This window comes from Oryzibacillus soli, from assembly GCF_051594765.1.
GTDB lineage: Bacteria > Bacillota > Bacilli > Paenibacillales > NBRC-103111 > Paenibacillus_AR.
Genome location: NZ_JBPPGJ010000002.1, coordinates 169390 through 191375 on the forward strand (window position 1 = coordinate 169390; position 21986 = coordinate 191375).

Here is a 21986-nt window from a genome sequence, read left to right on the forward strand (position 1 = left end):
ACGGCCTCCGCCCGCTTAACCTAACGCCTTCTCCACCTGGACCCGCCCGGAGAAGAAGACGGCGCCGCCGCCCATATCCGCCTCCCGGTCCGGCGTCAGGGCGTTGACCAGCGCCTTCATGCCCGGCCGGTCCGCCCACAGGCCCTGGGTCACCACCACGCCCGGAAGCACGTCCGTTCCCACGGAGGCGGCCAGCTCGCACTCGCCCCGGCGGTTCCAGACCCGGACCCGGTCTCCGTCCGCGATGCCCCGCTCCTGCGCATCGGCTTCGTGCATGTGAAGCCGGGGCTCTTTTTCCAGAGCGGAGTGCTTGGCGTTGTTGGAGAAGGTGGAGTTCAGATAGTTGTGGTTCGGCGCCGGGATGAACAGGAAGGGCAGCGCCTCCTCCTCGTCTGACAAGGGCACGTAGGTCGGCAGCGGCGGGAAGCCCTTGCGCGCCATCGTCTCCGAATACAGCTCGATCTTGCCGCTCGGAGTAGGCAGACGCCCCGGGAACAGCGGCTTGACCGCCGCCTTCACATAGGTCCGCTCCGCCAGCGCTTCATAGGTGAGCCCCTCCAGATAAGGGTTCGCCGGATGGTCCAGCGCCTGACGGATCATGTCCTCCTCCGTATCGCGGAACGCCGGCTCCTCGAAGCCCATAGCCTGAGCCAACAGCCGGAACAGCTCCACGTTGGACTTGCTCTCGCCGTATGGAGCGATGACCGGCTCCTGCAGCTGCATGTAATGGTGCCAGTACGATTTGTAGAGATCCGTATTCTCGTAGGAGGAGGTGGCGGGCAGCACGAGATCCGCATAACGGGCGGTCTCGGTCAGGAACAGATCGTGGACCACCGTAAACAGATCCTCCCGCAAAAGCCCCTCCCGCACCTTGTTGGCCTCAGGAGCCACCAGCGCAGGATTGGAATTGTAGACGAACAGGGAACGGACCGGCTTCTCCAGCTCCAGCAGCGCGCGCCCCAATTGGTTCATATTGATCTTCCGCGTATTCTCCGTCAGCAGATCCGGCCGCTGCAGCGCCGCCATGTTGTGCTCCAGATAGCCGCTGTTGCCCTTGGCCGCCCCGCCGCCGCGCACCTTCCAGGCGCCCGTGACCGCCGGAAGGCAGACCAGGGTCCGGATGCACATGCCTCCGTTGTCGTGGTGCTGGGGACCGTTGCCGATCCGGAGGAAGGACGGGCTCGTCGTCCCGTACATCCGGGCCAGCTTCACGATATCGTCCGCCGGTACGCCGGTGATGGAGGAGACATGCTCCGGATCATAGGCCTTCACGTGCTCCCGCAGCTCCTCATGGCCTACGGTATGCTCCTTCAGGAACGCCTCGTCCGCCAGTCCCTCCCGGAACAGGACGTGCATCAGCCCCAGCGCCAGCGCGGTGTCCGTGCCCGGCCGGACCGGAATGAACCAGTCGGCCCACTTGCCGGTCCGGTTCTTGTGCACGTCGATGACCACCACGTAGGCGCCGTTCTTGCGGGCCTTCTCCGCCAGCATGACCTGGTGCATGTTGGTGCTGACCGCATTGATGCCCCAGAAGACGAACAGCTTGCTGTGAACCGTGTCCTCCGGATCCACCCCCAGGTTGGCGCCCATGGTATAGTTGTAGCCCTCGGAGCCGGCGGCCTGGCAGATCGTATAGCCGAGACGGCTTGCGCCCAGCCGGTGGAAGAACCGCCGGTCCATGCCCTCCGTCCCCAGACGGCCCATATTGCCGTAGAAGCTGTAGGGCAGGATGGCCTCCGCCCCGTCGGTAACGATCAGCTCCTTCCAGCGCTCCGTGATGGTGGCGATGGCCTCCTCCCAGCTGATCCGCTCGAAGAGGCCCTCTCCCTTCCGGCCGATGCGCTTCATCGGATATTGGAGCCGGGCCGGATCATAGATCCGCTCTCCCATGTGGCGGACCTTGTTGCAGATGGCTCCTTGAGTGACCGGGTGGTCGGGATCCCCCTCGATTCGGACGATCCTCCCGTCCACCTTGTGCAGGATAAGACCGCATTGGTCGGGACAATCCAGCGAGCATACGGAACGGAACGCGCCCGTCGGCTGATTCACGGCAGATTTCATCTCAAGTCTCTCTCCCCGTTACATTCTATGAACCCAACCTATCACAGATCGGTCCCGATCTCAACCAGTTCCAAGCCGTGCGCTCCCGCATAGCCAAAACCCGGCGGATATGATATAGTCTAGGCATTCCAAGGCTTACAACGCATGCGAAAGGAGCTTCCCCATGTCCCACGGCAGAACCCCTGAAGAGATGAAAGACATCACCCTGCTAGGCAACCAAGGCACCCGCTACAGCTACGATTACGATCCTTCGGTTCTCGAAACCTTCGATAATAAGCATCCCGGCCGGGCTTACTTCGTCAAGTTCAACTGTCCGGAATTCACGACGCTGTGCCCCATCACGGGACAGCCGGACTTCGCCACGCTGTATATCTCGTACATTCCGGATATCCGGATGGTGGAGAGCAAGTCGCTCAAGCTCTACCTGTTCAGCTTCCGCAACCACGGCGACTTCCACGAGGATGCCGTCAACATCGTCATGAACGACCTCATCAAGCTGATGGATCCCCTCTATATTGAAGTGTGGGGCAAGTTCACCCCGCGGGGCGGCATCTCCATCGATCCCTACTGCAACTGGGGGCGCCCCGGCACCAAGTTCGAGGCCATGGCCGAGCACCGCCTCATGAACCACGACCTGTACCCGGAGAAGGTCGACAACCGGTAAATGAAATTTACGAGCGAGAGATGGCCTGCGGTTGGGCCATCTTTTTGCTATATGGAGGGAGATGAACCTGATGGATATCACCGCTGCCGATTCCTCCGAGAAGGAATCCCTAACCCCCGCCGGCCGCAAAAGGTGGAGCCTGGTCCTTGTGCTGGGCTCTCTCTCCGCCTTCGGCCCCCTATCGCTGGACATGTACCTCCCCTCCCTGCCCGCGCTGGCGGCGGACCTGGGGACAGGCATGTCCCAGACCCAGCTTAGCCTGACCTTCTGCCTCATCGGTCTGGCTCTGGGACAGCTGCTGGCCGGTCCGGCCAGCGACGTGTACGGGCGGCGCAAGCCGCTTCTGATCGGCTTGACCGCCTACACCCTGTCCTCGATGCTGTGCGCCTTCGCCCCCAGCATCTGGGTGCTCTTGGCCCTTCGGCTCATCCAGGGCCTGTCGGGCGCCGTCGGCATCGTGCTGTCCCGGGCCGTGGCCCGGGATCTGTACGCCGGCAAGGAGCTGACCCGCTTCCTGTCCCTGCTCATGCTGGTGAACGGGGCGGCGCCCATCCTGGCCCCCGTCTTCGGCGGGCAGCTGCTGAACTGGGTGTCGTGGCGGGGGGTCTTCGTGACGCTGACGCTCATCGGAGGCGCCATGATGACGGCCGTCACTCTCCTGCTGCCCGAGTCCCTGTCACCGGATAAACGGACCCCCGCCGGCTTGGGCAGCACGCTGGCCGCCTTCCGCAGCCTGGCGGCGGATCGGTGGTTCATGGGGCTGGCCGTCTCCCAGGGGATGGTCTATGCCGGCATGTTCGCCTACATCGCCGGCTCCCCCTTCGTGCTGCAGAAGCTGTACGGCGTATCGCCCCAGGGCTTCAGCCTGATCTTCGCCGCCAACGGGCTCGGCATCATCGCCGCCAGCCAGCTGACCGGCCGGCTGGTCCGCCGCATCGAGGAGTCCCGGCTCATGTCGGCGGGCATCGGCCTGGCCTTCTGCGGCGGCATCCTGCTGACGGCCGCCCTCTGGACCGGCGCGGGGCTGCCGCTGATCCTCCCTGCCCTCTTCCTGGCCGTGGGGAGCGTAGGCGTCGTCGCAGCAGCAGGCACCTCGCTGGCGCTCCAGCGCTACGCCCGCTCCGCCGGCAGCGCCTCGGCCCTGCTCGGGGTCCTCTCCTATATCATCGGGGGGCTGGTCAGCCCCCTGGTCGGTCTATGGGGAGAGGACACCGCCTGGCCCATGGCCGTCATCATCCTGGCGGCGGAGAGCCTGGCCGTAGGGAGCGCCCTCTTCACCCTGCGCAGACGCTAAGTCCGTGCGGCGCCAGCTTACCGCTCCCTCCGGCACTCGGTCGGCGGCATGCCGTTCCGCTTGCGGAAGGCCTTGCTGAACTGGTACACGTCCGGATATCCGCAGGCCCGCGCAATCTCCGAGACGGAATCGCCGGTGTACCGGAGCCGCCGGAGAGCATGCTCGTTCCGGAGCCGGTCCAGATATTCCTTGGGACTGGCGCCGTACCGCTCCGCGAAGGTCCGGCGCAGGTAGGCCGGAGACAAGCCGTAGAGCTTCGACAACGATGAGATGCGCAGATCCGCAGAATAATGACGGTCCAGGTGCTCCTTGACCTGCTGAAGCACGCCGGTTAGCCCCGCCTCCCGTCCTTCGTCCCTCCCCGCCTCGGCCGCATCATGCAGCTCCTGAACCACCCGAAGCCAGATGGACTTCACGTATCCCTCCTTGCCCGGGTCTCCCGGCACCCAATACGACTCTGCCTCCTGGAAAAGCCCTCCAGTGCGCGGGACTGCTTCCCCCCGTAGAAGATTCAGGAAGGGAAGGGCCAGCCGGCCCACCGGCTCCGGTGGCCCCCAGCTTCCTCCCTCCTCCATCCTCAGCGTGACGCAGTCGAAGAGCAGCATGGTGATCCGCAGCGGCTGAGCCTCCGAGGATCGCATAGAGAGAGTCAGGCCCGGCCACATGTAGACCGTCATCCCCGCTTCAACCGGATACTCGTCCTCTCCCCTCGTAAACACGCCCCTGCCGCTGTGAATGTAGTAGAAGGTATGGCCGGCGGTGTTCTGCCGGATATCCTCCCAGCCGGGAACCGGCGGCTTAGCCAGCACCCAATGGATATGCGCAACCAGATTTCCCCGGGAATAGTCCTTGTCCATCCTGGCGTTTCCTCCCATTCACAGAAGCGTTTTTGACAAACATTCCGGATTCATTTTACCATTGTCCCTCCATGCTGCCAATGCTACACTCCAAGTGTACGTGAGCCTGTCGGCGCACGAGACCACGACTTTACGGGAGATGAATGCGATGATCCGGACCTTTCAGCAGCACCGGCTTCGTTCGAGCCGGCTGCTCGACGGCTTGTGGGACTTCGTTTTTGACAAGAGCAATGTAGGCTTGGCCGAGGGCTGGCACGAGCGGTTTCCCGGCGGCGCAGACCGGATGCCGGTCCCGGCCTGCTGGAATAATGAGCTCGGCAAGTACGACTACGAGGGTGTGGCCTGGTATCGCACCCGGGTCACCTGCGAGGAGGCCGGCCACCTGCGTCTGATCTTCCACGCCGTCATGGGCCACGCCGATGTGTATTGGGACGGGCGGCATCTGGGCCACCACTTCGGAGGCTACACGCCCTTCGGATTCACCATGCCGAACGAAGAGGCCGGCGAGCACGAGCTGGTCGTCCGGACGGACAGCACCCTGGAGAAGAACACGCTGCCCACCCATGCGGTGGATTGGTTCCACTACGGCGGTATCATCCGGCCTGTGGAGCTCCAGCAGCTTCCGGACGTGTCCATCGGCGGACTCCGCATCACCTACGAGATGACGGGGGAGAGCACAGCACAGGTCCAGGTGAGCGTGTCCCTGCAATCGCTTTCGGCTGCATCGGCGGAGGTGCCGGTCACTCTGTTCCGCGATGGAGCCGCCTTCCATTCGGAGACGGTGACGCTCCCGGCCGGCGGAACCGCAACGCTTCAGGTCTCCCAGGAGTGGAGCGGCCTGCGGCGTTGGGAGGCAAGCGCCCCGGCGCTCTACCTGATCCGGGCCGTCGCCGGAACAGACGATTGGACGGACCGCATCGGCTTCCGGACCATCGAGACCAAAGGCAAGAAGATCCTGCTCAACGGCAAGGAGCTGTACCTGCAGGGGGTCAACCGCCACGAGGAGCATCCGGAGTGGGGCTTCGCCTTCCCGAACAAGCTGATGACGAAGGACCTGGACATCATCCTGCAGATGGGCTGCAACACGATCCGGGGATCCCACTACCCGCAGAGCGAGTATTGGCTGGATCTCCTCGACGAGCGCGGAGTCCTCTTCTGGAGCGAGATTCCCATCTGGGGCGCCTTCCTGCCCAAGGTGGACACGGCCGATCCCATCCTGGTGGAGCGGGCGCTGACCATGATGGACGAGATGATCGAGCGGGATCTGCATCATCCGTGCATCCTGTTCTGGTCCGTTCACAACGAGATCGACACCCGTTCGCAGGAGGCCTACGATCTGTCGGTGAAGCTGACCGGTCTGGTCCGCTGCAAGGACCGTTCCCGCCCCGTAACCTACGCCACCATGCACCCGCTGGAGGACATCTGCCTCGGTCTGTTCGACGTCATCGGGATCAACTATTACAACGGCTGGTACCAGGGCCATGTGGACCGGTTCGCCGGCTTGCTGGAAGCCTTCCACGAGCGCTGCCGGGAGTACGGCGCCGAGGATACGCCAGTGCTGATGACCGAATTCGGCGGCGCCGGCATCTACGGGGACACGGGCTGGGAGCCCCGGCTGTTCAGCGAGGACTACCAGGCCCATATCGTCAGCCGGGCCCTGCAGATCTTCCGAGCCGATCCGTTGGTCAGCGGCACCTACATCTGGCAGTTCGCAGACATCCGGGGCGATGTCCGCAGCGACAGGAGCTACTTCCGGGACCGGGCCCGCAGCTTCAACAACAAGGGGCTCGTCAACGAATACCGCAAGCCCAAGCTGGCTTACCGGGTGGTCAAGGGAATCTATACCGGACGGACGGATCACTATGATTGGGGCTCCACCCTGATCTAATGCCTCTAAACACGAAGCACCGCACGGACGCCATGTCCCGTGCGGTGCTTCATTGTGCTTGTGTCATGCCGGAGCATCGTCGGAAGTCGAAAGGGACTTCCGCTTTCTTCTTTTCCAGATGCGGTAAACGATCAGAGCTACGAGAATCACGCCCCCCGCCGCATAGGTCCCTCCCTCCAGGGGAATGGACAAAATCCTCTCCGAGATGAACGACAGCGTGAAGATATACACCATGTTCCCGATCACGGTGGCGTACAGGAAGCTTCTCCAGCCCACGCTGCTGATGCCGGCCGCAACGTTGACCACGCTGGAGGGCAGCGGAAGCAGCCGTCCGACCAGAACCATCCAGAAGCCGTTCTCCTCGATGGCCTGCCGCATCCGCTCATTGACCAGCCGGGTCAAAAATTCGTGCACCCAGTACCGGGTCATATAGAAGGCTGCCAGCCCCCCCACAATGCTGGTGAACCAGCTCCACATGTAACCGCGTGTGAAGTCGAACAAGGTGATGTTGACGGTAACCAGGAGAAACAGCGGGATCACCGTAAAAAGGTTCTGAACCACCATCAGCATCAGGGTAATCGCCAGGAGCATCAGCGTGCTGCCCTGGGATTGCTCCTTCAGCACCTCGGGGTCCGCAGTCAGCAGCCGGGACAAGGTCCCGGACCGGAACAGAAGCAGAAGAAGCGCCAAGACCGCCAGGAACGTGATCCACTTCAGGTGCTTTCTCAACGTCTTCACCTTCTTCGTGAAGGGCGGACCGCCGGGTCACTCCGGACACCGTGCCGCCGCAGGGTAACTTGATCATATGCGGGCCTCCGGCGCATTATGCGCGACGTTCATCCAGCCCCGTATCTCCATCATACCATCACAGGGAGCCCCTCATCCATTCATCGGGGGAGACAACTTCTTGACTCTTCCGGATGCGGGTGGTATAGTATTCCTAAATAACTTACTTTTAATTAGTTGTAAACATTTTAAAAGTTATTATCATAATGGAACTTATCAACAGGAGGATATCTTATGAGCGCCTTTACCGATCTGATCCAATCCCGCCGGTCCGCTATGAACTTCCAGGAGGGAATCGAGCTGCCCCCATCCGAGCTGGAGGATATGTTCACCTTGACCCGTCTTGCCCCATCGGCCTTCAATCTGCAGCATGCCCATTATTGGAGCGTATCCGACCCGGACAAGAAGGAAGCCGTTCGCCAAGCCGCCTGGAACCAATACAAGGTCCATACGGCCTCCGCCGTCATCGCCGTGCTGGGGGACAAGCTGGCCTACCGTCAAGCCGCCACCATCTACGAAGGGCTGCTCACGCTCGGCGTCATCGATCAGAAGGAATTCGATGAGACGGTGGAGATGATCCGGTCCATGTATGAGGGCCGGGAGGATTTTCAACGGGATGAGGCCATCCGCAATGCTTCCCTGTCTGCCATGCAATTCATGCTGATCGCCAAGGACAAGGGCTGGGACACGTGCCCCATGATCGGCTTCGATCCGGAGGCGCTCCGCCAGGCGCTGGACATTCCGGAGCACCTGGTTCCCGTCATGCTGATCACCATCGGCAAGGACAGCAAGAAGCAGCTTCGCCCCCGCGGATACCGCAAGCCCCTGGGAGAATTCGTCCGGTTCCTCTGATACAAGAGGAAGCGCATCCTCCGGTTCCATGTGTATGGACCGCCTTGTGGGCATGTGTATAACGCGGCCAAACCTAGCGTTTCACTGCACATCATCCCTGTCCGCTTGTGGAGAAGTCTGTGGACAATTGTGGATACAATCCGGAGCACCGCGCGGGAAGCGGCTCTCCAGACGGACAAGACCCGGAGCGGATGCTCCGGGTCTTGTCCTATTTTTATTCCGTTAGAGCACTCGGCGAGCCGTCACATAGCGGTCGGCCCAATAACCGGAGGTGATGGAGATGATCTGCACGCCGTCGGCAGACGGAGAGTTGTGGATCATTTGACCATTGCCCAAGTAGATGCCCACATGTCCGATGGAGGTGGAGCTGCCGACCCGGAAGAAGACCAGGTCGCCCGGCTTCAAATTGCTCTTGGACACATAGACGCCGGCATCCTTCTGGTAGGCCGTTCCCCAACGGAGGGTAATCCCCTCCTGCCCGAAGACATACTTCGTGAAGGCGGAGCAATCCATCAGCGTCGGCGCTTGGTTCACCCCGTATTCGTAGTGGGTGATGCCGGTCAGGCTCTTGGCCCGCTCAATGACTTTCGCTGCGGTCGTACTGCTGTCCGTGGATGGTGCTGGTGCTGGTGCCGGCGCGGAGTAGGTTATGTATGAAGGCGAAACATAGCCGGTCTTCCCGCCGTAGCTGATCTTCAACCAGTAGTCGTTCACCTTCTCGATGACGTTGACCTGCGTTCCTGCGGGCAATAAGCTATATACGGTACTGGACGTAGACGGGGCGGAGCGGAAATTGACACCGCGCTCCACAGTGCCTGTGGAGGCGAAGGCGGAAGCGGATCCTCCGAGTGTGAGCATAGCGGCAACAGATAGCGAGATTAGCTTTTTATTCATAGAATCCCTCCTGTATGCCAAGTATACCTAATGGAGGGAGCCATTTCAGCGAGTAATTATTCCCAATCGCCCTATGGACTTATAGGACCGGTCCGTCACGAATGAATAAGGATGGACGATCTTCCAGGATTGTGGATAACCCATTTGTGAATAAAGGGGCATGTTTTGTAGAATCCAGGCGGATCCTGTTGAAATTCATCCTCAGCTGTGGATAACCCTGTGGACAAATGTGGACACAATTCCGTCACGAAACGGCGCTACCCCGGATCCGAGGTAGCGCCGTTTCCCTTTTTCTATGCGGAGAGGGTCGTAGCTTACTCCGTCTCCTCCCTTTTTTCGTAAGCGATGAGGGTCACCCGGTTTCCCGTCAGTTGGGCTATGACATCCTCCGCTTCCCGGATAACCTCGACCGCTTCCTGCGAAGCGGCCAGGGGGGCAATCTGGTAATCGTTCGTTTCAATCTTCATCGGATTGTCGGACCTCCGGATTTGGGGCATAACTTCCCGTATAGTTTCTCCTATGCCGCATCCGTTTACACTGAAACAATATTCTGGAAAATCGCGTCTATAGGTTTCGTAACCAACCAATGAGAGGAGATGAACCCCATGCGCAAGATGCTGGCCGGAGGAGCCATGACCGTTCTTCTCGGCATCAGCCTGCTCACGCCGGGAGAATGGGGCCATGCGGCTGCAAGGACGGTGAAAGTTACGCTTCCGGAATACACCGTGACGCTGAACGGGCATACGGTCGATAACCGGTACCGGAAATACCCGCTCCTGGTCTACAATGAGATCACTTATGTGCCAATGACCTGGTACGATTCCCGGCTGCTGGGGCTGGAAACGGTATGGTCTACGGAGGATGGGCTCCGCATTCAAGAGGCGCAAGTAACCTCCTCCTACCAGGCCGATCAGACCGAAAGCCGGAACAAGAGCACCTACACAGCGGAGGTTTCGGACTTCCCGGTGAAGGTGAACGGTACTACCGTCGACAATGCTTCGGAGCCTTATCCGCTGCTGAGCTTCCGGGATGTCACCTACTTCCCGCTGACCTGGCGGTTCGCCCACGATTCCTTCGGATGGAATTATGAGTGGAGCGATGACACCGGGCTGGCGATTACCTCCCATAATCCCCAGCTGAAGCCCTTGGAGCTTCCCGCCGAGACGGCTGAATCCCATGCGGCCTTCTACCGGGGCTATCTCTACTTCACGGAAGCTTCGGGCGCCGTCAATCAGCTCTACCGATCCCCCGTCCTCGAGCCTGCCGCCAAAGAGCCGCTCTATTCCTATGACATGGCCTCCGTTTACGGGATCATCAAGGCCCATTCGTTCCAGCTTCGCGAGGACGGTCTCTGGTTCGTCTACCATCATGGCGGAGCCACCATGGGGAACGACGTCTATGTCCGGATCGGAGAGGACGGGAAGGCCGAGGAGAAATATGCGGGCTATCTGGATTTTCGGACGACGCCATACGGGACACTCATGACCAGCCTTGCCGTCCCGCCCTCCGGGAACAACCTGACTCTGATCCCGCCGGGGAAGGACCGAGCTTCCGCCCTGCCGGCCGGGCGGTCCGGATTGATGTATGGAAGGCACGTCACGAAGACCAGCACCAGCGTATCGGTCGGAGGCAGCTCCTCCACCACCGTTATCGGCGAGGAGGCGTACATCCTCGCGACCTCTGCCGCATCCGGAAGCTATGACGATCCGAACCGCATCATCCGCATCAACCTGAAGACAAATGAGACGGTCAAGCTGGTCGATACCGAGGTCAGCCAGTTCCGAATCAGCGGCGGCAGGTTGTATTACGTCAAGGATGGGGACCATGCCCTCTACTCCTCCGGCCTGGACGGAACGGGAGAACGTAAGCTGTCCGAACTGCCCGTTGCCTGGTTCGATGTACTGGACGGCAGCGTCTATTACACCACTCCGGTTGAAACGAACAGTAGGAAGTACCGCCTGTATCAGGCGGATCCGGACCGTCAGGACCCGTTAATCCTCCAAGCGCTGCTGGACGAGGTACAGACGGCCGGAGGCAAGCTGGTCTGCCGCTTGAATCAGGAGGAAGCTTACGGCCTTCAGGTGCTCGACGCCACAGGCCGGCTGCTCTTGTCTGTCAGCGATCCCATAGCGCAGCTCCTGCCCACCGACGGTGCCCTGCTGCTTCGGTCCGCGAGAGATCACTCTCTCCTCTATTTGCCCTAAAAAAACGCCAAACGAGGCCATGTACGGCCTCGTTCTTCGGTTTAAAAAGCTGCCGCGCTATAAGGATAGCCGGCAGCTTTTTGGCGAATATGCGATTAATTCCGGATCATATAGTCGAATGCGCCTAGAGCGGCATTGGCCCCCGAGCCCATCGAGATGATGATCTGCTTGTAGGGGCTGTTCGTGCAGTCGCCTGCCGCGAACACTCCGGGTACATTCGTGGCCCCTTGCGAATTGACGACGATCTCACCCGTACGGGTCCGCTCCACGGTATCCCCCAGCCAGTCGGTGTTGGGTACCAGACCGATCTGCACGAACACCCCTTGCAGCTCGATGTGCCGAACCTCACCCGTATCTCGTTCGGTGTATGAGATGCCGTTGACCTTGTCGGTTCCCGTAATCTCCTTGGTCTGCACGTTCTTCAAGACCGTGACGTTGGGCAGGCTGTACAGACGCTTCTGCAGGACGGCATCCGCCTTCAATTCCGGCATGAATTCCATTACCGTGACATGACGGACGATACCGGCCAGATCGATAGCCGCCTCGATCCCCGAGTTGCCTCCTCCGATGACTGCTACATCCTTCCCGGTGAACAACGGCCCGTCGCAATGGGGGCAGTAAGCAACCCCCTTGTTCTTGAACTCCGCTTCTCCGGGTACGCCCACATTGCGCCAGCGTGCGCCGGTCGACAGGATTACGGTCTTGCTCCTCAGAACCGCTCCGTTCTCCAGCTCGATCTCGATCAGTTCCTTCTTCTCCAGACGCTTGGCGCGCTGAAGCTTCATGATGTCCACGGGATATTCCTTCACGTGCTCTTCCAGGCTGGCAGCCAGCTTGGGTCCTTCGGTATACTTGACCCCGATCAGGTTCTCGATGCCCACCGTATCCATCACCTGTCCGCCGAAGCGTTCGGCGACAAGACCCGTCCGGATCCCCTTGCGCGCCGCATAGATCGCCGCGCTGGCGCCGGCCGGACCGCCTCCGATGACGAGAACATCATACGGTTCCTTGCCTTCGAACTCCGAAGCATCGGGAGCCGTACCCAGCTTCGCCAGAATCTCCTCCAGCGTCATCCGGCCGCTGTCGAAAAATTCGCCGTTTAAGTAAACCGCCGGAACCGCAAGGATGCTCTTGCTCTCCACTTCGGCCTGATACGCGGCGCCGTCAATCATGGTATGCGACACACCCGGATTCAGAACGCTCATCACGTTCAACGCCTGAACCACATCGGGGCAGTTATGGCAGCTCAGGCTGACATAGGTCTCGAAGCGGAATTCGCCGCGGAGGCGCTTGACCTGCTCGGCCACGTCCGGATCCACCTTGGGCGCTCTGCCGCTGACCTGCAGCAGGGCCAGCACCAGAGAGGTGAACTCATGGCCCAGGGGAACCCCGGCGAAGGTAATGCCGGTCTCCTCCCCTGGTCGGCTCACACTGAAGCTGGGCGTTCTCGGCAGATTAGCCTCCTCGGCGGTGATCCTGGACGACATGGCGCAGAGTTCGTGGACCAAGGCCCGCATCTCGGCCGAAACCGCATCGTCCGACGCGCTGATCTTGATTCTCACGTCGCCTTCCATGAGCTGAAGATATTGGTTTAGTTGTCCCTTAATCTCTTCGTCCAGTACCATAGTTCCATGCTCCTTTGCCTTCTTGTCTTCTCTTCTGGTCCCTTAGATCTTCCCGACGAGATCCAGGCTCGGCTTCAGTGTGGCGGACCCTTCCTGCCACTTGGCGGGGCATACCTCGCCCGGATGGTTCCGGACGTACTGAGCGGCCTTCACCTTGCTTACCAAGGTGCTGGCATCGCGGCCGATGCCGCCGGCGTTGATCTCCACGGTCTGGATGATGCCGTCCGGATCAATGATGAATGTGCCGCGGTCGGCAAGTCCTTCCGCCTCGATCAGCACATCGAAGTTGCGGGAAATCGTATGGGAGGGGTCACCGATCATCACATAGGTGATTTTGCCGATGGCCTCGGAGCTGTCATGCCATGCCTTGTGGGTGAAGTGGGTATCCGTCGACACGGAGTACACCTCCACGCCGAGACCTTTCAGAGTCTCATACTGGTTCTGCAGATCCTCCAGCTCCGTCGGGCAGACGAAGGTGAAGTCCGCCGGGTAGAAGCAGACGATGCTCCATTTCCCCTTCAGATCCGCTTCCGTGACTTCGATAAATTTGCCGTTGTGGTAGGCTTGTGCTTTAAAGGGCAGTACTTCGGTTCCGATCAGAGACATGTTACATTTCCTCCTCAAAAGTGGGTTTGTTGGGAAGCAGGTTCTTGTTGCGCTTGCTTATGTAGATGATGATACCATCGGGACTTACGTCCGTTCATGAAGTTCCCATGAAGAGACGATAAAACCTTCATGAAGGTTTTATGAAGATTGGATGAAAAAGATGCCCCAACGCCCGCGTCCGGTGCGAGGATCCGCCACGTTATAATCTGGCCTAATCGGGACAGATTTCATACCTCCCGGGACACGCTTATGCGATAACGGTTATGTAGAATCGCCAGCTGCATGGTGGAATAAGGGCCCTCCATGGCCCTCATTCCCCACGCTCAACCGGTAATAGCCCCTGAAGCGTCATTCAAGGCCAATATTAGCCTATCATTCCGTCTTCAGCTGCACGGTGGATCATAGGGCCATCCATGGCCTTCAATCACCACGCACCCTGATTCTACGTCATTATAGGGACCGGGAAAACCTCCTCATATGTGAACATTTTGTGAACTTCCATGTATAGAAAAACCGGAGCCCCGCTCCGGCTTCCGGCTGCTGCTATTTGACGATGAACCTTTTCGCCTTATGCAGGGCGTTCGTGAAATCCGAACCAACATGAAGGTTGTTCTGCACAAGATCATGCGGAGTAAGAGCCAGCCACTGGTTCAGCGAGACGTCCTCAAATCGGTCACTGCGGAACATCTCCAACACCCACAGGCTCTGGTCTCCCGTATTCTGAATATAATGCCCGAATGCAAACGGCACATAGCCCACATCCCCGGCACGATAATCGAAGGTGCGGGCCGTGCCCTCGGGGGCCAATACGGTCATGCGCCCCTTGCCCGAGATGTAATACTGCCATTCGTCATTGTTGGGATGCCAGTGCATCTCCCGCATGGCGCCCGGCTTTATTTCCAGCAGGGACGCGGCGATCCGGGTCGATATGGGGAAGTTGGATGAATCCACGATCCGAACCGTCCCTCCCGGAGCGATAATCGGCTCCTGCGCAAGCAGCTTGTGGGTGAAGCTTAGGGGGACCGTTCCATTCGGGTCCTCCACCGCCTGGCATTCCAGCGGACCGGGGACAGGAGCTTGGAAAATATACCGCTGCCCCTTCGGATGCTGGGCGAAAGCCTGCTCCGGCACGCCGAAATTGGACGCTACCACCTCCGTAGGCGTGTGTGCGAACCAATCGGAGAGCGACAGCGTATGGAGATCCGAGAAATTCCCGTCGTCGAAGACGAGCAGAAACTCGCAGCCTTCCGCCAACCCCTGAATCGAATGCGGGATTCCGGGAGGAAAATACCACAAATCCCCGACCCCCACGTCGGCAATAAAGTTCCTTCCATTCTGGTCGACGGCCGTCACACGCGCGCTCCCTACAAGCACGATCGCCCATTCCGCCTGCTGATGCCAATGCAGCTCACGCACCCCGCCGGGAGTCAGCGCCATATTGACTCCTGCAAGCGTGGTTGCCACGGGGAGCTGCCTGACGGTCACCTCCCGCGACCAGCCTCCGTGGTTCAGCTGCATGTTGGTATCCGAGAACGAAAACTTCAGATTCGGAAGCATCCCCGCATCCGTGGCCGGCGAAACCAGCATGTCGGGGTTCTCCAGGTCCCTCATCACATCCCGCGGTCCCAGATCCCACCAGCCGGCGCCGTCCTTCCGAATGGGCTGCGGGATGGGTCCTTTCCAACCGTCCTGATTCATCCAATCCTCCCCTTCTCCGGTCCCTTCCATGATCACGCATCGTAATCGTGCCTAGAATCAGGGTATGAGAGAAAGAGCTTCGGCATGAGCAGAATCGGCCCTGTCTGGCAATTCGCGTGGCATAACCACGAACCCGTTGGCCTTCCGGGATTTCAAAACTTGAATCAGGCGGTTTTGCAGAGCAGCCGTGCTGGTGATCTGCAGCACCACCTCACTCTTCCGGTTCGCGAAGACGCGGATCTTCTTTTTGGAGAGTGCCAGTTCCATACCCAAGCCCAAGAGAAAGCCGCCCGCCAAGCCCAGCAGCCCCCAGATGATCGGCCCCCAGTACCAGACGAATCCGTATATGGCGCCCAGAACCGCAAAGATCGTTCCGGTCATCATCGCCCCGTCCAGAATGCTTCTCCCGTCGACCCGGTGGATCGAGTCAATGACATGCGTCTCCGATTCCAGGTTCTCCATAGGCAGCGCAACGATATGTTCCGGCGGCACCCCCAGCTTTTCGAGATCATGGATGGCCATCTCCACAAAGGGGGAATGCTCGAATGTGGCAATGATCTGTACGGTGGGACCTTCCTTGCGGTCTAGCTGTTCCATGTGTGCAGCCCTCACTCTAAGATACCGGATTTGCTCGATGTCGAATAACGTATTGTTTTCATTGACCGCTGCATAGGCCTGGTAGATGGCGAAAACGTACATGGAAGGCAGGAACAGAAACCACTGCCAGTCCACCAAGTCCTTCAAGCTGGCGAAATCCCCCAGGAACGAGTAGAGCAGGGCTCGGACGGCCTGAGCCTTATAGCAGATATAGATCCACCAGGCCAAGATGAAGGTGCCGACTATCGTGCTGCCGCCATACAACTGGCCCAACCCGGGCGACAAGGCGGACCAGAGCATGCCTACCCAGGGCTTCTTCTTATCCAGGATGCTGACTTCAAAAAAGCTGACATCCGAAGGGGCGATCGGCGCATCCTCGACCTCGGCCAGGATGTGGCTTTTGTTGATCTCCACCGCGCTGCGGTAGCTGTCCCAGATACTATAGGCATATACGGCGATATACAGCAGTCCCCATTCCTGATTGATATGGGACCGCGCCTCTTCGAACCGGCCCAGGAAAGATAGGGCGATGCCCATATTGAGCTGGGATTGGCTGTTCACCACAAGCTCCCAGAGGATCAGCACGAAGCCGTGCAGATACTTCCCGATGAACATGTGACCGAATCCCGGAAAGGCCGCCGACCACCAAGCGGCAATCCAAGGTGTGCGGGGATAGACCGAGTTGATCCCGAATACGGAGATCTGCCCCTTGGCATAACGGGGACGGATGTCACGGGACTGGAACTTCCGATGCGGCATGGTATGGGTATCCTCCCGGTATTTCTTGGATTACCCTCTACTATTTCCAATTCCTTGCTGCCTTATCATTCTGCAGAAATCCCATCTTCATATTCACAATAAATCCAATATATGTTACTTGATGATGATGTAAGATATAGGCATATGGATAAGTGATCTTATTGAGGAGTCAAGTCATGAAAAAGGTATGGGTTCGATTCATAATGATCCTTCTACTTATTGCCTGCAGTGGAAGCTCCTTACCCCTGAATCCATCTCAGGATTGGAACAAATCCTCTTGGCGGGATGATTTAGACCTGTTAGTATCCACGATCAAAGAACAACATCGGTTTCCTTTTCAAAACATCTCCGAGCAGTCCTTTCTGGAAAAAGCCGCTCAAATAAGAGATACCCTGTCTGATATGAATGAAAGCCAAAGGATGGCGGCACTTATGATGTTGACTGCCTCCATCGGCGATGCTCACACCGCCTTGTATCCGATGGAGACCGAATCCTTTCAGCTTTATTTCCTGTGGTTAAAAGAGGGAATCTACCTGCTTCGTGTACCGGAGGATAAAAAGGAACTGCTCGGCAGCAAGCTTGTTGCCATAGACGGGAAACCTATCGATGAAGTTATAACCAAATTAAGGACGGTTATCCCGCATGAGAACGAACAATGGGTAAAATCCAAGGTTCCCGAATTTCTTCGCAACAGCTCACTCATGTATGGGCTTTCGATAATCGAACATCCTAGTACCGCCGTATTCACCCTTGAAAGTGGAGATGGACATATCTTGAATCTAGATGTGCGAAGCTCGGTTCCCATCCAGAATGAAACCAACGCTTATGCCGTGTACAAGAGCAAAAGCAATCATTACCCTTTGAATTACATCAATAACCATCGCGATTATTGGTATGAGCTCAGAGATGAGGACCGGGTCCTATACATCCAGTATAATCATTGCCGGAATAGTCCGGATCAAACGATGCAGGACTTCAATCAATCGGTACAACAGACACTCAACAATGGCCGAGTGGATAAAATCATCATTGATTTACGCAATAACTCAGGAGGAAATTCGAGTGTGATGGCTCCGTTGATGGATACCCTTCTAACATATGGATTTACCAAACCGGGGAGTCTATTCGTCCTCATCGGTAAAAGCACCTTTTCTTCCGGAATGTTGAATGCCATAGATCTTAGCAAACGGGTCAACGCCATCCTGATCGGAGAACCAACCGGAGGCAAGCCGAATTCCTATGGAGAAATCGAAGTATTCGAATTGCCATACTCCGGCCTTCATGGTCAATATTCAACCAAGTACTTTCGAAATTCGGAGGGCGATCCCTCCTCCTTGATGCCGAATGTCCTCATCGAACCTAGTATTCAAGAATGGATCGAAGGACGGGATTTTAGCTTGGAATATGTTATCCAGGCACCCCTTTAACAAAAATAGAGCAGGAAGCTCAGGGGTATCCCCGGGCCTTCTGCTCTATTGTCATTCAATCAAAATCATATCTCTCTTCGCGCCACGGATCTCCGTACATGTGGTAGCCGTTGCGTTCCCAGAAGCCCGGTTTGTCATGAGCCATCAGCTCCACCCCGCGGAGCCACTTGGCGCTCTTCCAGAAATAGAGGTGTGGGACGACCATCCGGACGGGATACCCGTGCTCGGGAGTCAGGAGCTCTCCGTTATGCTTGATCCCGAAAAAGCTGGTTTCCGCCAGGAAATCCTCAAGCGGCAGATTGGTCGTCCAGCCTCCCTCAGCGTGCAGCATGACATAGCGGGCCTCCGGCTTCCGCCTCACCTTCTCCATCACCGTGGAAACGGCCACACCCTCCCACACATTGTCCAGCTTGGACCAGGTGGTTACGCAGTGAATATCATTCTTGAACGCCTGCCGCGGCAGCACCATAAAATCCTTGTAGGAGATCGTCAGCTCCTCCTCCACCAGGCCGAACACGCGGAAATCCCACTTGCTCATGTCCCGGTAGTAAGGGACCTCCCCGTAATGGAGCACCGGAAACCCTTCGGTCAGCCGCTGCCCCGGCGGTACACGGTCCTTGTCCTTCGTCGTATGATCCAGCATGCTTCAGGCTCCCCTCCCGACAAACGATTCTACTGGTATTATAACCCTCTGCCCGTGAGATCGCATCCGAAGTATCTGTCAAATGTTGCCTTTCTCCCCCGGGAAAGTCGCCCTGAAATAATTGCCCCAATGAGGCCGGCTTCCGTCCGCATCGGTGAAGTCATATTCCTCCGACAATCCCCAGGTGCTGAGCGACCGGCCCGCCTTTTCGGCCACCTTCGGATCGGTTGCCAAGGCCACCACGGCCCTGCCGATATACACCGGCGTTTCCGAAGCGATGAAGTGGGGCTCCTTCTCCGTCGCGTCCCGCCAGTTCTCTTCGGTCACGCCGAAGTGCTCCAGCATAGCCTCCGACCGGAGGAAGCCAGGGGTAATCGACAGAGCTGTGATCCCATGGGGGCCCAGCTCGGCGGCCAGTGCCTCCCCCAGATGGACGGAGGAGATCTTGGCCAGGCTGTAGAACAAGCTGCCCCGGAAGCCGTAGCCTACTCCGTCCGTCACTTCGATGAGAAGTCCCTTCCCCCGGGCTATCATGATCGGAGCGGCGTAGTAGCTGGTCATCAGGCGGGATTGGACACCCTGCCGCTGCATCTGCAGCCCGTTGCCGAGCTTCTGCTCCCAGAAGGGCTTGCCCCATTCCATCAGCGGGTCGCCTCCCCAGAGGTCATTGATCAGAATGTCCAGGCGGCCGTTCTGCTCCTCCCGCACCCGGTCGAACAGGGCCCGCACCTCCTCCTCTACGGTCAGATCCGCACGGACGGCAATTCCGACGCCGCCGCGGGCCGTCACTCCCTCGGCCGTCTCCTCGATGGTCTCCGGCCGGTTCATCGGGGACGGGGCTCCGCGTGTGCTTCGTCCCACCACGTACACCGTAGCTCCCGCTTCACCTAATGCCAACGAGATGGCCCGGCCCGCTCCACGGGTTCCTCCCGCCACCACTGCGACTTGTCCTGCTAAGGGCTTCATTCTTACCGCCTCCGTTCAAGTGTTGGGTTAGAAGTTCTAACAAGATCACTTTATCATGAGTTCATGACACCTTTTGTCATATTCGTATGGTAAGATAACAGCATCATGATCCCCTATAGGAGAGAAACCCTAATGCGCGCCGACCGGCTTCTTCATCTGCTTATGCTGCTCCAGCAGTCCGACCGCTGCACCTCCCGCCAGCTGGCTAGTCGTCTGGAGGTTTCCGAGCGGACCATCCACCGGGATATGGAGGCCTTGTCCGCTTCAGGCATCCCGGTCATGGCCGACCGCGGAACCGGCGGCGGCTGGTACCTGCCCCCCGGGTACAGATCCCTCTTGACCGGCATCAACAAGGACGATGTCCGGACGCTGCTGCTCCCCCAGCTGGCCGGTCCGTCAAGCGATCCGGCCTGGAGCGAGGCCTTCGCCCGGGCCTCCCGCAAGCTGCTGGCGGCTCTTCCCGCCGATTGGCGGAAGGAAGCCGAGGAGGTCCGGCGAAGAATTCACGTGGACGGGGCCGGCTGGTATGACGGAGCCATGCCGTCCGATGCCGCCGCATTCCTCCGGCTGCTTCAGGAGGCCATCTGGGCCGGGCGCAAGGTCCGGATCCGCTACGGGACGGAACAGGCGGAAGCGTCGGAACGGATCCTTCACCCCTGGGGGCTTGTCATCAAGGGCACCATCTGGTACTTGGTCGCTTATGTGGAGGATCCGGACCTGCCGGCACAGGCCCAGGCCCAAGCTCAGGCGCCCGCTCCCGCAGCCTCCGCCGTCCGGACCTACCGGGTGTCCCGTATCCGCGAAGCCGCCCTGCTGGCGGAGAGCGCCTCCGGCCCCCCGGAGGATTTCGACCTGGCAGCTTATTGGGACGCGTCCGTCGTCCGCTTCAAGGAGCAGCTGCCGGTCTACCCCGCCGTGCTGCAGGCCGACGCTTCGCTCCTTCCCCGGCTTCGGGCCGCCCGCTTCCTGCAGGTGGCCGAAACGAAAGAAACCGGACAAGGATTCCTTCGAATCCATGTCCGGTTTCATACGCTGGAATCGGCCGCCTCCATCCTGCTCCCCTTCGCCGGGGAAGTGCGGGTGCTGGAGCCCGAGGAGCTCCGCACCCGGATTCGGGAGGCGGCCGCCTCCATTCTGGCCGCTTACGACAGCCCGGCGCGCTGAAGCATACGCTCCACCAGCCGGTGGGACGCCATCACCCGGTCCGCTCGGAGCTCACAGGTCTCCGGACGGGCCAGCGAAGCCAGGAAGTGCTCCACGGCTCCGGTGAACCCCCGCCGGTACGAGACGGAGTCCCAGCTGCCGAAGCCGGTCTCCCGGGTTCCCTCGGCTGCGGAGGCGAACACCGCCCGCTCCAGATTCACCACCTGGGCACTCCGGCCGCCGCCGTGCAGCTCCAGCCGTTCCAGGTCCAGCCCGGCGCCGCGGGCCATGCTGAAGGAGGCGCTGCCGCTGCCGGAAGCGTCGGGTACGCGGCCCGCCGCATAGACCAGCCGACCGTCTCCGTCCACCGACTGACGGTATTCCTCCAGCCGGTCCTGACTGCCGCACAGCCAGGACACCAGATCCACCATGTGGATGAGGTCGTCGTACAAGGTGACCTTGGCCGTGCCCTTCTGCTTCCTCGGCCGATGCTTGTCCGCGGCGCACAGCTCGAACCCTCCCGCTTCGTCCAGATATTCCTTGGCCTGCCGGTACAGAGGAGCGAACCGCCGGTTGAAGCCTACCGCCAGCAGCCGGCCGGTCTTGTCTGCGTACTCCGCCATGGCCTCCGATTCGCCAATCTCATACGACAGCGGCTTGTCCACATACACGGCCGCTCCCACACGCAAACACTGGAGAACAATCTCGTGGTGGGTCTCCGTGGGGCTGTGGACGAATACCGCCTCCGGCTCCAGGGCCAGGAGCTTGTCAAGCTCCGTGTACCGGTTCTCAATCCGGTAGCGGGCACCCACCCGCTCCACCGTCGATTCCGACCGGCTGGCCACACCCGCAATCTCCACACCCGCGTGGGAGGCCAGGACCGGCAGATATGCCTTCTCCGCAATATCCCCCAGCCCGACGATTCCGATTCTGATCTTACCCATACGTTCCCTCTCCTTCCAATAAACCGGCCATTCGAGTGCCGGGATTATGACAACGGACCCATTGACAACATTCAACAG

At 59.4% G+C, this 21986-nt stretch carries 19 protein-coding genes; 7 read left to right on the top strand and 12 right to left on the bottom strand.

Annotated features, from left to right (window positions below; translation table 11 throughout):
* Positions 1-15 precede the first annotated feature (15 nt).
* On the bottom strand, positions 16-2061 hold the full coding sequence (locus ACSEXW_RS02715) for a molybdopterin-containing oxidoreductase family protein (protein WP_438444558.1): 2046 nt from the start codon (positions 2059-2061) through the stop codon (positions 16-18).
* A 163-nt stretch (positions 2062-2224) separates the two neighbouring features.
* On the opposite strand from ACSEXW_RS02715, the gene queF reads away from it, so the two are divergent.
* On the top strand, positions 2225-2725 hold the full coding sequence (gene queF, locus ACSEXW_RS02720; protein WP_438444559.1) for a preQ(1) synthase: 501 nt from the start codon (positions 2225-2227) through the stop codon (positions 2723-2725).
* Between the two features lie 61 nt (positions 2726-2786).
* A complete protein-coding gene (locus ACSEXW_RS02725) occupies positions 2787-4019 on the top strand; it encodes a multidrug effflux MFS transporter (RefSeq protein ID WP_438444560.1) in 1233 nt (410 codons plus the stop codon).
* A gap of 17 nt (positions 4020-4036) precedes the next feature.
* Here ACSEXW_RS02725 and ACSEXW_RS02730 read toward each other — a convergent pair whose 3' ends face one another.
* Positions 4037-4876: a helix-turn-helix domain-containing protein gene (locus ACSEXW_RS02730; RefSeq protein ID WP_438444561.1), complete on the bottom strand. Its 840-nt coding sequence runs from the start codon at positions 4874-4876 to the stop codon at positions 4037-4039.
* Positions 4877-5024: 148 nt separating this feature from the next.
* Here ACSEXW_RS02730 and ACSEXW_RS02735 point away from each other — a divergent pair, with 148 nt between their 5' ends.
* Positions 5025-6764, top strand: coding sequence for a glycoside hydrolase family 2 protein (locus ACSEXW_RS02735; protein WP_438444562.1), 1740 nt, complete (start codon positions 5025-5027; stop codon positions 6762-6764).
* 63 nt (positions 6765-6827) lie between these two features.
* Here ACSEXW_RS02735 and ACSEXW_RS02740 read toward each other — a convergent pair whose 3' ends face one another.
* Positions 6828-7493, bottom strand: a complete 666-nt coding sequence (locus ACSEXW_RS02740) for a TVP38/TMEM64 family protein (RefSeq protein WP_438444563.1) — start codon at positions 7491-7493, stop codon at positions 6828-6830.
* A 291-nt stretch (positions 7494-7784) separates the two neighbouring features.
* Between ACSEXW_RS02740 and ACSEXW_RS02745 the strand changes: the two genes are divergently transcribed.
* Positions 7785-8402 (top strand): nitroreductase family protein, encoded by a 618-nt coding sequence (locus tag ACSEXW_RS02745; RefSeq protein WP_438444564.1) that lies wholly within the window; start codon positions 7785-7787, stop codon positions 8400-8402.
* Between the two features lie 222 nt (positions 8403-8624).
* Here the strand turns inward: ACSEXW_RS02745 and ACSEXW_RS02750 are convergent, their stop codons facing one another.
* Positions 8625-9296 carry a C40 family peptidase gene (locus ACSEXW_RS02750; protein ID WP_438444565.1) on the bottom strand — a complete coding sequence of 224 codons (672 nt, stop codon included), beginning with the start codon at positions 9294-9296 and terminating at the stop codon, positions 8625-8627.
* A 314-nt stretch (positions 9297-9610) separates the two neighbouring features.
* Positions 9611-9763, bottom strand: a complete 153-nt coding sequence (locus tag ACSEXW_RS02755) for a hypothetical protein (RefSeq protein ID WP_438444566.1) — start codon at positions 9761-9763, stop codon at positions 9611-9613.
* A gap of 138 nt (positions 9764-9901) precedes the next feature.
* Here ACSEXW_RS02755 and ACSEXW_RS02760 point away from each other — a divergent pair, with 138 nt between their 5' ends.
* Positions 9902-11500: a DUF5050 domain-containing protein gene (locus ACSEXW_RS02760; RefSeq protein ID WP_438444567.1), complete on the top strand. Its 1599-nt coding sequence runs from the start codon at positions 9902-9904 to the stop codon at positions 11498-11500.
* A 95-nt stretch (positions 11501-11595) separates the two neighbouring features.
* Here the strand turns inward: ACSEXW_RS02760 and ahpF are convergent, their stop codons facing one another.
* From ahpF to ACSEXW_RS02780, 4 genes are all read right to left on the bottom strand, one after another.
* Positions 11596-13125: an alkyl hydroperoxide reductase subunit F gene (ahpF, locus tag ACSEXW_RS02765; protein ID WP_438444568.1), complete on the bottom strand. Its 1530-nt coding sequence runs from the start codon at positions 13123-13125 to the stop codon at positions 11596-11598.
* A gap of 42 nt (positions 13126-13167) precedes the next feature.
* Complete coding sequence (ahpC, locus tag ACSEXW_RS02770; RefSeq protein WP_438444569.1) at positions 13168-13731, bottom strand: alkyl hydroperoxide reductase subunit C; 564 nt, start codon at positions 13729-13731, stop codon at positions 13168-13170.
* Between the two features lie 543 nt (positions 13732-14274).
* Positions 14275-15429: an oxalate decarboxylase family bicupin gene (locus ACSEXW_RS02775; RefSeq protein WP_438444570.1), complete on the bottom strand. Its 1155-nt coding sequence runs from the start codon at positions 15427-15429 to the stop codon at positions 14275-14277.
* Positions 15430-15486: 57 nt separating this feature from the next.
* On the bottom strand, positions 15487-16785 hold the full coding sequence (locus ACSEXW_RS02780) for a hypothetical protein (RefSeq protein WP_438444571.1): 1299 nt from the start codon (positions 16783-16785) through the stop codon (positions 15487-15489).
* A gap of 176 nt (positions 16786-16961) precedes the next feature.
* On the opposite strand from ACSEXW_RS02780, the gene ACSEXW_RS02785 reads away from it, so the two are divergent.
* Positions 16962-18212, top strand: coding sequence for a S41 family peptidase (locus ACSEXW_RS02785; RefSeq protein WP_438444572.1), 1251 nt, complete (start codon positions 16962-16964; stop codon positions 18210-18212).
* A gap of 55 nt (positions 18213-18267) precedes the next feature.
* Here ACSEXW_RS02785 and ACSEXW_RS02790 read toward each other — a convergent pair whose 3' ends face one another.
* Together ACSEXW_RS02790 and ACSEXW_RS02795 are read right to left on the bottom strand one after the other, a co-directional pair.
* Complete coding sequence (locus tag ACSEXW_RS02790; protein WP_438444573.1) at positions 18268-18855, bottom strand: sulfite oxidase-like oxidoreductase; 588 nt, start codon at positions 18853-18855, stop codon at positions 18268-18270.
* A 78-nt stretch (positions 18856-18933) separates the two neighbouring features.
* On the bottom strand, positions 18934-19821 hold the full coding sequence (locus tag ACSEXW_RS02795; protein WP_438444574.1) for an SDR family oxidoreductase: 888 nt from the start codon (positions 19819-19821) through the stop codon (positions 18934-18936).
* A gap of 132 nt (positions 19822-19953) precedes the next feature.
* Here ACSEXW_RS02795 and ACSEXW_RS02800 point away from each other — a divergent pair, with 132 nt between their 5' ends.
* Positions 19954-20985 carry a helix-turn-helix transcriptional regulator gene (locus ACSEXW_RS02800; protein WP_438444575.1) on the top strand — a complete coding sequence of 344 codons (1032 nt, stop codon included), beginning with the start codon at positions 19954-19956 and terminating at the stop codon, positions 20983-20985.
* Here the strand turns inward: ACSEXW_RS02800 and ACSEXW_RS02805 are convergent.
* Positions 20964-21908: a Gfo/Idh/MocA family protein gene (locus ACSEXW_RS02805; RefSeq protein WP_438444576.1), complete on the bottom strand. Its 945-nt coding sequence runs from the start codon at positions 21906-21908 to the stop codon at positions 20964-20966. The genes ACSEXW_RS02800 and ACSEXW_RS02805 overlap by 22 nt on opposite strands.
* Between the last annotated feature and the right edge of the window lie 78 nt (positions 21909-21986).